The sequence below is a fragment of the Kribbella sp. NPDC104218 genome (assembly GCF_055584105.1).
The window spans coordinates 235,415-247,102 of record NZ_JBVJMQ010000006.1 but is presented as its reverse complement, the minus strand read 5'-3'; the positions used below and the strand labels follow the sequence as shown (position 1 = coordinate 247,102).

11 protein-coding genes are annotated in these 11,688 nt (G+C 69.0%); 1 reads left to right on the top strand and 10 read right to left on the bottom strand.

What is annotated here, in order from left to right; all coding sequences use genetic code 11:
* Positions 1-341: 341 nt before the first annotated feature.
* Both tyrS and ACZ6ZD_RS36795 read right to left on the bottom strand, forming a co-directional pair.
* Positions 342-1,640, bottom strand: a complete 1,299-nt coding sequence (gene tyrS / locus ACZ6ZD_RS36800) for a tyrosine--tRNA ligase (RefSeq protein WP_465679152.1) — start codon at positions 1,638-1,640, stop codon at positions 342-344.
* A 58-nt stretch (positions 1,641-1,698) separates the two neighbouring features.
* Entirely contained in the window at positions 1,699-2,736 is a 1,038-nt protein-coding gene (locus ACZ6ZD_RS36795) for an App1 family protein (protein WP_465679151.1), read from the bottom strand.
* 79 nt (positions 2,737-2,815) lie between these two features.
* Between ACZ6ZD_RS36795 and ACZ6ZD_RS36790 the strand changes: the two genes are divergently transcribed.
* On the top strand, positions 2,816-3,763 hold the full coding sequence (locus ACZ6ZD_RS36790; RefSeq protein WP_465679150.1) for an LLM class flavin-dependent oxidoreductase: 948 nt from the start codon (positions 2,816-2,818) through the stop codon (positions 3,761-3,763).
* Here ACZ6ZD_RS36790 and ACZ6ZD_RS36785 read toward each other — a convergent pair.
* From ACZ6ZD_RS36785 to argC, 8 genes are all read right to left on the bottom strand, one after another.
* Positions 3,760-4,449 carry a DNA-3-methyladenine glycosylase gene (locus tag ACZ6ZD_RS36785; protein WP_465679157.1) on the bottom strand — a complete coding sequence of 230 codons (690 nt, stop codon included), beginning with the start codon at positions 4,447-4,449 and terminating at the stop codon, positions 3,760-3,762. The two genes, ACZ6ZD_RS36790 and ACZ6ZD_RS36785, sit on opposite strands and share 4 nt — an antisense overlap.
* The gene (argH, locus tag ACZ6ZD_RS36780) at positions 4,446-5,861 is read right to left on the bottom strand and encodes an argininosuccinate lyase (RefSeq protein WP_465679149.1); all 1,416 of its coding nucleotides are present in this window, start codon (positions 5,859-5,861) and stop codon (positions 4,446-4,448) included. The genes ACZ6ZD_RS36785 and argH overlap by 4 nt, the downstream gene beginning before the upstream one ends.
* A gap of 68 nt (positions 5,862-5,929) precedes the next feature.
* Entirely contained in the window at positions 5,930-6,439 is a 510-nt protein-coding gene (locus ACZ6ZD_RS36775) for an arginine repressor (protein ID WP_465679147.1), read from the bottom strand.
* Positions 6,436-7,371: an ornithine carbamoyltransferase gene (gene argF, locus ACZ6ZD_RS36770; protein WP_465679146.1), complete on the bottom strand. Its 936-nt coding sequence runs from the start codon at positions 7,369-7,371 to the stop codon at positions 6,436-6,438. The genes ACZ6ZD_RS36775 and argF overlap by 4 nt, the downstream gene beginning before the upstream one ends.
* Positions 7,368-8,570, bottom strand: coding sequence for an acetylornithine transaminase (locus ACZ6ZD_RS36765; protein ID WP_465679145.1), 1,203 nt, complete (start codon positions 8,568-8,570; stop codon positions 7,368-7,370). Before ACZ6ZD_RS36765 ends, argF begins: the two co-directional genes overlap by 4 nt.
* Complete coding sequence (argB, locus tag ACZ6ZD_RS36760; RefSeq protein WP_465679143.1) at positions 8,567-9,445, bottom strand: acetylglutamate kinase; 879 nt, start codon at positions 9,443-9,445, stop codon at positions 8,567-8,569. The genes ACZ6ZD_RS36765 and argB overlap by 4 nt, the downstream gene beginning before the upstream one ends.
* Positions 9,442-10,644: a bifunctional glutamate N-acetyltransferase/amino-acid acetyltransferase ArgJ gene (argJ, locus tag ACZ6ZD_RS36755; RefSeq protein WP_465679142.1), complete on the bottom strand. Its 1,203-nt coding sequence runs from the start codon at positions 10,642-10,644 to the stop codon at positions 9,442-9,444. Before argJ ends, argB begins: the two co-directional genes overlap by 4 nt.
* On the bottom strand, positions 10,641-11,672 hold the full coding sequence (gene argC / locus ACZ6ZD_RS36750) for an N-acetyl-gamma-glutamyl-phosphate reductase (RefSeq protein WP_465679141.1): 1,032 nt from the start codon (positions 11,670-11,672) through the stop codon (positions 10,641-10,643). Before argC ends, argJ begins: the two co-directional genes overlap by 4 nt.
* Positions 11,673-11,688: the final 16 nt, after the last annotated feature.

Here is an 11,688-nt window from a genome sequence, read left to right as displayed (position 1 = left end):
TTTCGGCATTGACTTTCGGCACGCTGTTGAGTTCTCAAGAATCGGACGCACACCGCAGCCGAACCTTGCGGTCCAGGGCTTCCGGGGCAACCTGCAGTACTTTACCGGAGTGGATCAACCAAGTCAAGTCTTGATTTTTCCGACTCACTCCCCGCGTGGAGGCTGCTGACCCGAGTCCGGAGACGCGTTTCAGCTGCGCTAGCTTTGGGGGTTGGAAGGTCCGGCCGCTTCAGCGTCCTGCACTCGCTTCCAACAAGAAGAACATTACGTGGCTCCCAGGTGGACGGTCAAATCGGTTCCCGGTGGGCTGAATCACAGGCTTGTAATTTGCCCCCGGCAACCTAGTTGTGGGAGTGGAGCACCCCGGCGAACGAGCGCTTCCCGCGGCGCAGCACCAGGACGCCGCCCGGCAGCAGGTCGTCCGCTCCCGGCACGTACTCCGCGTCCTGCACCTTCACGTTGTTCAGGTACCCGCCACCTTCGGCGACAGTCCGCCGCGCGGCCGACTTGCTGGCCACCAGGCCGGACTTCACCAACAGGTCGCCGTACGACGGCATCTGCTCGCCGGCGCCCAGCTCGACATGCGGTGCTTCGCGCAGTGCAGCACGCAGAGTCTCGCCGTCCAGTGCCGCGAGCTCTCCCTGGCCGAAGAGCGCCTTCGACGCCTCCTGCACGGCTCGGGTCTCCGCCTCCCCGTGCACCAGCGTTGTGACGTCTTCAGCCAACAGACGCTGCGCCTCGCGGGCATGCGGCCGTTCGGCCGTCGCCTCGTCGAGTGCGGCGAGCTCCTCCGCGGTGCGGAACGTGTAGTACCGCACGAGCTGCATGACGTCGCGATCGTCGCTGTTGAACCAGAACTGGTAGAACGCGTACGGCGATGTCAGCTCCCGGTCCAGCCACACCGTGCCGGACTCCGTCTTGCCGAACTTCGTCCCATCGGCCTTGGTCACCAGCGGCGTGGCCAGTGCATGCGCCTTGCCGGAGTCCGAGCGGCGGATCAGCTCCACACCAGCGGTCAGGTTGCCCCACTGGTCGCTGCCGCCGGTCTGCAGCGTGCAGTTGTGCCGGCGGTACAGCTCCAAGTAGTCCAGCGACTGCAGCAGCACGTAGCTGAACTCCGTGTAGCTGATCCCCTGCTCCAGGCGCGCCTTCACGACCTCACGCCCGAGCATCCGGTTCACCGGGAAGTGCTTGCCGACGTCCCGCAGGAAGTCCAGGACGTTGAGGTCCTTGGTCCAGTCGTAGTTGTTGACGATGCGCGCCGGGTTCGGCAGCGACGGATCGAAGTCGACGAACCGCTCCACCTGCCCGCGCACCCGCTCGACCCACTGGTGCACCAGGTCCTTCGGGTTCAGCACCCGCTCGGCGGACTCCTTCGGGTCACCGATCAGCCCGGTGGCGCCGCCGACCAGACCGATCGGGTTGTGCCCCGCCAGCTGCAGCCGGCGCAGGGTGAGCAGCTGCAGCAGGTTGCCCATGTGCAGACTCGGCGCGGTCGGGTCGAAGCCGACATAGGAGGTGATCGGCCCGTCCGCCATGGCGCCGCGCAGCGCGTCCGGGTCGGTCGAGTGCGCGATCAGGCCGCGACTCTCCAGGTCGTCAAGCACCTCGGTACGGCGTTCGGTCCCGCTGTCGGTCACTGTCTCTCCTCGAGTACGTCGTGTCGACACCAGTGTCCTGTACGCCGAGGCCTCGCGCTCAGCCGGGCTCGGGCCGAGCCAGGATGTCGCGTAGCTGCGGCCGCAGCGCGTGGCCGTCCGGGCCCTGCACCGTGGCGGCTGTCGGACGCTGCGGATCGTGCGCTCCCGGGTCCTGATTCGGGACCGGGAGACCATGCGACAGCACCTGCTCGGCGGGGGTCAGCTGACGGATGCCGATGGCCCGGACGTGATCCGGGTGCGTCTGCGCGAAATCGCCGTACAGCTGCGGGTCGTGCTGGCCGTCGTCGCCGACGAGCACCCACTTCACGTTGGGGAACTCGCGGGCCAGCCGGCGCAGCGCCGTCCGCTTGTGCTCCTGACCGCTCCGGAACCAGCCCGTGTTGGTCGGCCCCCAGTCCGTCATCAGCAACGGACCCACTGGGTAGCCGTGCCGAGTCAGGAAGCGAGTCAGCGTCGGTGCGGTGTTCCAGGCGCCTGTCGACAGGTAGAAGATCGGCGCACCCGGGTGGGCGGCCAGCATCTCCTGGTACATGTCTGCCATCCCCGGGACGACGCGGCGCGCCTGCTCGTCCCGGACGAACGTGTTCCAGGCAGCGATCAGCGGACGCGGCAGCATCGTCAGGATGACGGTGTCGTCGATGTCGCTGACCAGACCGAACGTCGACTCCGGATCCGGCACGTAGACCGAAGCTCTGGCCTGCCGCTCGCCACGTACGCCCAGGTTGATCTCGTGCCACCCCGGCGGCAGCACCACCGGCACGGTGATGTCGATGAACCCGCCTCGGTCGGTGACGGCGTTGAACGTCTGCCCCTCGACAGTCACGCTCACCAGCACCTTGGTGGCCGGTGCGGTGACGAAAACCCGCCAGCCGCGCACCACCTGGTCCTCGTCGTAGCGGGGTTGGCTGCGTGGGTCTCTGCCCAGGACCACGCGCGCGATGACGCGCACGAACTCCGTGTTGCCGTAACCCACCTGCGGGATGATGCGCTCGCGCCAGCCGCGGCGCCGCAACACGGCCTGCACCCCGATGTTGAACCAGTCCTCGAGACGGGACGCGTAGTGCGGGCGGGCCATACCTGAAACCTACCCGCAGCGGGGGCCGCTACGCGCATGGGCCGCGCCAACTGTCCCAACGTCCCTCTACCGTCGTCACATGACTCAGATCGGTATGTGCTTCCCCCGGACGTTCCCTGCCGCCCTGGTGACCGACGTGGCTCGCCGTCTGGAGGCGGGCGGCGCCGACGAGCTGTGGATCATCGAGGACTGCTTCTACACCGCAGGCCCGTCCCTGGTCGCCGCTGCGCTCGCATCCACCGAGCGGCTGCAGGTTGGCCTCGGCATCGTTCCGGCGGTCGCCCGGACGGCGGCGGTGACTGCGATGGAGTTCGCCACGCTGGACGCGCTGGGGCCCGGGCGCTTCCTGCCGGGCATCGGCCACGGCGTACAGGAGTGGATGGGTCAGATGGGCGTGCGGGCGAAGTCTCCGCTCACTGCGCTCGATGAGGTGACCAGCACGGTCACCCGGCTGCTGGCCGGCGAGAAGGTCAGTTTCGAGGGGAAGACGGTCTTCCTGCAGGACGTGCAGCTGGAAGCTCCCCCGGTCACTCCCCCGCCGATTCTGCTCGGTGTGATGGGCCCGAAGTCGATGGCGCTGGCAGGCCGGGTCGCGGGCGGACTGGTGCTGGCCGAGCCGGCGACACCGGCGTACGTGCGACAGTCGCTGGAGCTGGCCGGCTCACCTCAGGACTTCGTGGTGGCCGTGTTCACCGCGATGTGCGTCCGGGAGGACCGGAAGGCCGCCTACGAGTGGACTGCGCCGTGGCTGGGTGAGCGGATCCGGACGAAGTACGCCGGGATCACCGCGCTGCCGTTCTTCGAGGACCTGGCCAAGCTGTACGCCGAGTCCGGCGAAGCGGGGCTGGTCGGGATGCCGGTGGACTGGTGGCAGGCCATCGGCGCGGTCGGGACGGTGGAGGACGCCGCAGTCCACCTCGACCAGCTGGAGGCGGCTGGGGTCCATCACGTGGGCCTGTTCCCGGACCCTGAGGTCGAGCACGGTCTGCCGCAGCTGGAGTACGTGACGGCGCTGGCGAACCGCTAGCGGCGTTTGGGGACGTGCGGGCGGTACGGCGAAACGGTCGGATCGTCCGGGATCCAGAAACGCCATGGCCAGTCGGCGGCATCGCGGAGACCGACCCGGGGGCCGGTCGACGGGGTGCCGTCGTAGCTCGCGCCTGGTAGCAGGCGCACCGGAGAGTCCTTGGCGAACAGGTCGACGCCGTTCTGCTCCCGGTCGATGCCCAGCGCAACACACAACCGGGCCGGTCCCCGGGCAAGGTCGCGGTCGGGATCTACTCTCGGCCGCTTCTGGACGCGACCAGGGAGGATCCGCCCAGGGCGCACGGGGGCAGGAGGTGCGTCACCGGCGGATGGCAGCACGAGGCCGCGGCGGGTGCGGGCGAGGTCTTTGCCCTCGACCACTTCGCCGGCGCGGAGGAGGACCGCAGAGGGGATGCCGGTGGGACCCGTGCCGATGTTCATGCAGAAGTGCATGCCGTAGGTGAAGTAGACGTAGAGGTGGCCGGGCGGGCCGAACATGACGGCGTTGCGCGGAGTCTGGCCGCGGTACGCGTGGGAGCCGGGGTCGTTGGGGCCGTCGTACGCCTCGACTTCAGTGAGGCGGACGGCGACCGAGCCGGCGGAGGTGGTGCTGCGGATGACCAGGCCGAGCAGCTGCGGGGCCACGTCGAGGACGGGCCCCGCCAGCTGGGATCGGCGCACGGTCAGCCGAGGCGCTGCGTGTGGACGGCGGTGCGGGCGTGCAGCTCGGCCAGCTGCTCGGTGACGCGGTCGATCGCCGTGCCGCCGCGGGTGTTGCGGGACGCCAGCGAGCCCTCGACGGTCAGCACGGAGCGGACCTCCGGCGTCAGGTGCGGTGAGATGGCGGCCAGCTCCGCATCGGTGAGATCCCACAGCTCGATGCCGCGCTTCTCGCACTCCTGCACGCACGCGCCGGCCAGCTCATGTGCGACGCGGAACGGCACCTGCTGCCGGACCAGCCACTCCGCGATGTCTGTCGCGAGCGAGAAGCCCTGCGGCGCCAGCTCCTCCAGACGCTCGGTGTTGAAGCTCAGCGTCCGGATCATCCCGGTGAACGCGGGCAGCAGCACCTCGAGGGTGTCGATGGAGTCGAAGACCGGCTCTTTGTCCTCCTGCAGGTCCCGGTTGTAGGCGAGCGGCTGCGCCTTCAGCGTCGCGAGCAGACCGCTGAGGTTGCCGATCAGCCGGCCGGCCTTGCCGCGGGCCAGCTCGGCGATGTCCGGGTTCTTCTTCTGCGGCATGATGCTCGAGCCGGTTGAGAACGCGTCGTCCAGCACGACGAAGCCGAACTCCTTGGTCGCCCAGATGATCACCTCCTCGGCCTGCCGGGACAGGTCGACGCCGATCTGCGCGGTGACGAACGCGAACTCCGCCACGAAGTCCCGCGCGGCGGTGCCGTCGATCGAGTTCGCCGAGGAGTTGGTGAAGCCGAGCTCGGTAGCGACGTACTGCGGGTCCAGACCCAGTGAACTGCCGGCCAGCGCTCCTGAGCCGTACGGCGAGTCGGCCGCGACACGGGCGTCCCAGTCGGCCAGCCGCTCCAGATCACGCAGCAGCGGCCAGGCGTGCGCCAACAGGTGATGCGCGAGCAGAACTGGCTGCGCGTGCTGCAGGTGCGTCCGGCCCGGCATGGCCACGCCGAGGTGTTTCTCGGCCTGGTCCGCCAGTACGCGGATCTGGTCGAGCACCAGGCGGCCGATGACGCGGCCGTGCTCGCGTAGGTAGCTTTTGAACAGCGTGGCGACCTGGTCGTTCCGGGAGCGGCCAGCGCGCAGCCGACCACCCAGCTCGGCGCCGAGACGCTCCAGCAGACCGCGCTCCAGCGCAGTGTGCACGTCCTCGTCGTCCTCAGCCGGCAAGAACCGACCGGCGAGGACGTCCGCCAGCAGAGCGTCCAGCCCGGCCAGCATCGCGTCCAGGTCCGCGTCGGTCAGCAGACCAGCTCGGTGCAGCACCTTTGCGTGGGCCTTCGACCCAGCGATGTCGTACGGCGCCAGTCGCCAGTCGAACTGCGTCGACTTGCTCAACGCCGCCAGGGCATCCGCCGGTCCGCCCGCGAACCGTCCGCCCCACAGGGCTGCACTCTCACCTTCGGTCACTCCGCCATCCTCTCAATCACGTGCTGAAACCCTTCCGCCAGGTTCTGGCGAGTCGATCGAAGCGTCGGCTACCTGGGGTCGCGGGCGGCCAGCGAGAGCAGGCGGGCGGCCAGTGCTTCGCCGCCGGTGGGGTTGCGGGCGACGATCATGACGGTGTCGTCGCCGGCGATGGTGCCGAGGACGTCGTCCAGGCCGACGTGGTCGATGGCCGAGGCGAGGTACTGGGCTGCTCCGGGCGGGGTTCGCAGGATGACCAGATTGGCGCTGCCCTCGGCGGATACGAGCAGCTCGGATGCCACTCGCTCCAGGCGGGCCTCGAAAGCGGCGGCCTCGCCGGCGCGCGGCGTCCGGTCACCGCCCTCACCCGGGACGGCGTACACCAGCTGGCCGGACGAGTCGCGAACCTTGACCGCACCGATCTCGACCAGGTCGCGGGACAGCGTCGCCTGTCCGACGACCAGCCCGGAGGCGGACAGCAGCTCGGCCAGCTCGGTCTGCGACCGGACCGGCTGCCGCCCGAGCAGATCGATGATCCGCTGCTGCCGTGCGGTCTTGGTCGTCGGTACGGCGATGCTCATGCCGAAAAGCTCCTTGCCAGCAGCCACGACAGCAGCGCCTTCTGCGCGTGCAGCCGGTTCTCCGCCTCATCCCAGACCACTGATTGTGGCCCGTCGAGGACCGCGGCCTCGATTTCCTTGCCACGGTACGCCGGGAGACAGTGCAGCACGATGGCGTCGTCCTTGGCCTTGGCCACCAGCTGCTCGGTGACCGCGTAGGGGACGAACGGCGCCTCGCGCTCGGCCGCCTCTGCCTCCTGGCCCATCGACACCCAGGTGTCGGTGGCGACGACATCGGCACCGTCGATAGCGGCGTACGGGTCGTCGGTCCACGCTGCCGAGCCACCTGTCTCGGCTGCGATCTCAACGGCTCTGGCCAGGATGGCCGGGTCCGGCTGGAACGCTGCCGGCGAGGCGACGACCACGTGCATCCCAGCGGTCGCACCACCCAGCAGGTACGAGTGGGCCATGTTGTTGGCACCGTCACCGAAGTACACCAGCTTCAGCCCTGCTGTCTGCCCCTTGTGCTGCCGGACGGTCAGCAGGTCGGCCAGGATCTGACAGGGGTGGTACTCATCGGTCAGCGCGTTGACGACCGGCACTCGGGACGCTGCGGCCATTTCGTCGATCCGCGTCTGACCGGCGGTCCGCCAAACGATCGCTGCGACCTGCCGGTCGAGCACCCGGGCGGTGTCGGCGATCGGTTCACCACGGCCCATCTGAGAGCTCTGAGCGTCGATGATGAGCGAAGCGCCGCCCAGCTCCGCAATGCCGACGGCAAACGAGATGCGCGTGCGGGTAGAGGACTTGTCGAAGATGACCGCGACCGACTTGGGACCGGCCAGCGGCTGATGTCCGTAGCGGTCCGCGGTCAGCTGCTGCGCCAGCGTCAGGACCTCGTCCTGCTCGACCGGACTCAGGTCGTCGTCCTTCAAGAAGTGTCTGACCGTCATGGCACCTCCACCTGGTCGAGCAGCCCCGGCAGGGCCGAGACGAAGCTGTCGGCATCAGCCTTGCTGAGGATGTACGGCGGCGCCAGCCGCAACGCATCCGGGATCGGGTTGTTGATCACGAAGCCGGCCTCCAGAGCGAGCGCCGCGACCTGGTCCGAGACCGGCTGGGTCAGCTGGATCGCCAGCAGCAGCCCGCGCCCCCGGACGCCGGCAATCAGCGGATGGTCCAGCGCGATCAGCGACGACGCCAGGTGGTTGCCGACCGCATTCACCTGCGCAAGCAGGCCGTCCCGCTCAATCACGGTCAGCACGGCCAGCCCGGCGATCGCAGCGACCGGGTTGCCGCCGAACGTCGTGCCGTGGTTGCCCGGCTGCAGCAGGTCGGCCGCAGCCCCCAGACCGACGCAGGCGCCGATCGGGATGCCGGCGCCAAGCCCCTTGGCCAGCGTGACGAGGTCCGGCGTGATGCCCTCGGTCTGGTATGCGAACCAGCTTCCGGTCCGGCCGACGCCGGTCTGGATCTCATCCAGCCACAGCAGCGCGCCGTGCTCGGAGGTGATCTGCCGCGCGGCCTGCAGGTAGCCGGTCGGCGGTACGACGACGCCGTTCTCGCCCTGAATCGGCTCCAGGATCACTGCGGCGGTTTCGTCGTCGACTGCGGCTGCCAGCGCGTCCACGTCGCCGTACGGCACGAAGGTCACGTCACCCGGTAGAGGCGCGAAGGTCTCCCGGTACGCCGGCTTCCAGGTGACGGCGAGCGCGCCCATCGTCCGGCCGTGGAAGGCGCCGACAGTGGAGACGATCTTGGTCCGGCCGGTCCGCCTGGTGATTTTGAACGCCGCTTCGTTCGCCTCGGTGCCGGAGTTCGTGAAGAACACCTTGCCCGGCGCCTCGAAGAGGCCGAGCAGCTTCTCCGCCAGCGCGATCTGCGGCGCGGAAGCGAAGAAGTTGGACACGTGGCCGAGAGTCGCCAGCTGTGAGGTGACTGCGGACACCACGAACGGATGCGCGTGGCCGAGGCAGTTCACAGCGAGGCCGCCCAGCAGGTCGAGGTACTTGTTGCCGTCGGCGTCCCACAGGTATGCGCCCTCGCCACGGACCAGAACGCGTTTCGGTGCGCCGAACGTGTTCATCAGCGCACCGGTGTACCGCTCGGTCAGCGCGGCCTGAGTGCCGTCGACAGTGAGCAGCTCTGTCATGAGGGGATCACCTGGGTTCCAATTCCGGCGTCGGTGAAGATTTCGAGCAGAAGCGAGTGCGGGACGCGACCGTCGATGACAGTGGCTCGAGAGACCCCGGACTCGACCGCCCGCAGGCAGGCCTCCATTTTCGGGACCATCCCGGCCGCCAGCGACGGCAGCAGCGCGGCCAGCTCGGTGGCGTCGATCTGGGTGATGATCTCTTCGCTGTCCGGCCAGTTGCGGTAGAGGCCGGCCACATCGGTCAGCACGACCAGCTTCTCGGCGCCGAGCGCGGACGCCAGCGCCGCAGCGGCGGTGTCGGCGTTGACGTTGTGCGCGAGGCCGTCCTCGTCCGGTGCGATCGTCGAGACCACCGGGATGCGGCCGGCGTCGATCAGATCGACGACCGCCTCGGGCCGGACGTCGACCACGTCGCCGACGAGCCCGATGTCCACCGCTTCGCCGTCCACGAGCGCCGTCCGCCGTTCGGCGGTGAACAGGCCGGCGTCCTCACCGGACATCCCCACCGCGAAAGGTCCGTGCGCGTTCAGCAGGCCGACGAGCTCCCGGCCGACCTTGCCGACCAGGACCATGCCGACGACGTCCATCGCCTCCGGCGTGGTCACCCGCAGCCCGCCGCGGAACTCGCTGTCGATGCCGAGCCGGCCGAGCATCTCGCTGATCTGCGGCCCGCCTCCGTGGACGACGACCACCCGGACGCCGGCGTACCGGAGGAAGACGATGTCCTCGGCGAAGGCGCGTTTGAGCTTGTCGTCGACCATGGCGTTGCCGCCGTACTTCACCACGACCGTCTTGCCGTGGAACTGCTTCAGCCACGGCAGCGCCTCGGTGAGGGCCGCGGCCTTCTCCAGTGCCTCGGGAAGGATGCTCACGACGAGTACGCCGAGTTCTCTTCGACGTACGCGTGCGACAGGTCGGTGGTGAGGACTGTCGCGGACGCCGGACCAGCGTGCAGGTCGATCACCACATCGATCTCCGGACCGCTCAGGTCCGCCTCCGAGCGGTCGACGCCCTTTCCGCCGGCCACACAGATCGCAGCGCCGTTCAGAGTGATGTCCAGCAGCGCAGGGTCGAAGGCGGTCGGTGCGTTGCCGACTGCCATCGCGATGCGGCCCCAGTTCGGGTCGGAGGCGAAGAAGGCCGTCTTGCAGAGGTTGTCCTCGGCCACGACCTTTGCGGCGGCTACGGCCTCAGCTTCGGTCGCTGCGTTCTTGACGGTGATGCTGACGTGTTTGGTGACGCCCTCGGCATCCGCCTGGAGCTGCTTCACCAGGTCACCGGCCAGCGCGGTCAGAGCGGCTTCGAACGCCTCTGGGCTGACGGTGATGCCGGACGCGCCTGAGCTGAGCAGCAGCACGGTGTCGTTGGTCGACGTGCCGCCGTCGACGTCCAGCCGGTTGAAGGTCTTGCCGACCGCGTTCCGCAGAGCATGGTCGAGGTGCGGCTGGTCCAGGACGGCGTCCGTCGTGATGACGCTGAGCATCGTCGCCATGTTCGGTGCGCACATACCGGCGCCCTTCGCGAAGCCGCCGATGCTCCAGCCGTCCGCGTGTTTGAGCACTGCCTGCTTCGGCACATTGTCGGTAGTCATGACCGCGGTGGCCGCGGCCAGACCGGCCTCTGCGGTGGAGTCGAGCGCAGCAACGGCTGCTTCGACGCCAGGAAGCAGCTTGTCCATCGGGAGCCGCTCACCGATCAGACCGGTCGAGCAGACGCCGATCTCGGCCGCACCGACGCCCAGAACCTCAGCCAGCTTCTCTGCGGTCTTGTGAGTGTCCTGAAAGCCCTCAGGGCCGGTGCAGGCGTTCGCACCGCCGGAGTTGAGGACTACGGCTTTCAGCTTGCCCGCGCTGAGCACCTGCTGCGACCAGAGCACCGGTGCGGCCTTCACCTTGTTGGTGGTGAAGACGCCGGCGGCTACCTGGTCCGGTCCGTCGTTGACGACGACGGTGAGGTCCGGCGTCCCGGCGGGTTTGATCCCGGCGATCACCCCAGCCGCACGGAAGCCGGCCGGCGCGGTCACTCCGGCGCTCCGATCGACTTGGGTGGCGGAAGTGACGGCAAGGGTCACGGTGCTACTCCTACGAGGGGAAGGGCCAGGGTCTCGTCGAGCCCCAGGGCCAGGTTCATGCACTGCACGGCGGCGCCGGCAGTGCCTTTGGTGAGGTTGTCCATCGCGGCCACGACAACGACGCGGCCGACGCGCTGGTCGAACGTGACCTGCAGCTGCACGGTGTTCGCACCGAGCGTGGCCTGCGTCTGCGGCCACTGCCCCTCGGGCAGCAGGTGCACGAACGGCTCATCGGCATACGCCTCTTCGTAGGCCTGCCGCAGCGTCGCCAGGTCGGTGCCCGCCGCGGCAGGTGCGCTGCAGGTCGCCAGGATGCCCCGCGACATCGGCACCAGGACCGGCGTGAACGAAACGCTCACCGGGCCGTCGGCGTACGGGCTGAGGTTCTGCTCGATCTCCGGGGTGTGGCGGTGCACTCCGCCAACGCCGTACGCCGAGGCCGAACCCATCACCTCGGCACCGAGCAGATGCGCTTTCGGGGCCTTACCGGCGCCGGACGTACCGCTGACAGCCACCACGTTCAGCTGCGCCGGATCGACCAGACCGCGCTGGACGGCGGGCAGCAGCGCCAGACTGGAGACGGTCGGGTAGCAACCCGGTACGGCGACCCGGTGCGAACCGCGAAGCTTGTCCCGCTGGCCGGGCAGCTCCGGGAGCCCGTACGGCCACGAGCCGGCATGCTCGCCGCCGTAGAACTCCACCCACGCCTCGGCCTCGGTCAGCCGGAAGTCCGCGCCGCAGTCGATCACGGTGACGTCCTCGCCGAGCTGCTCGGCGAGTCCGGCGGACTGTCCGTGCGGCAGGGCCAGGAACACCACGTCGTGACCGGCGAGTTGCTCCGCCGTAGTCTCGACCAGGATGCGCCCGGCCAGCGGCACGAGGTGCGGGTGGTGCGCGCCGAGCGCCGTACCGGCGTTTCCGCCGGCGGTCAGCGCGCCGATCTCGACCCCCGGATGGGAGCTCAGCAGTCGCAGCAGCTCACCGCCCGCGTAGCCACTGGCACCGGCCACCGCAACCTTCACGCTCATATGAATGAGTATGCCA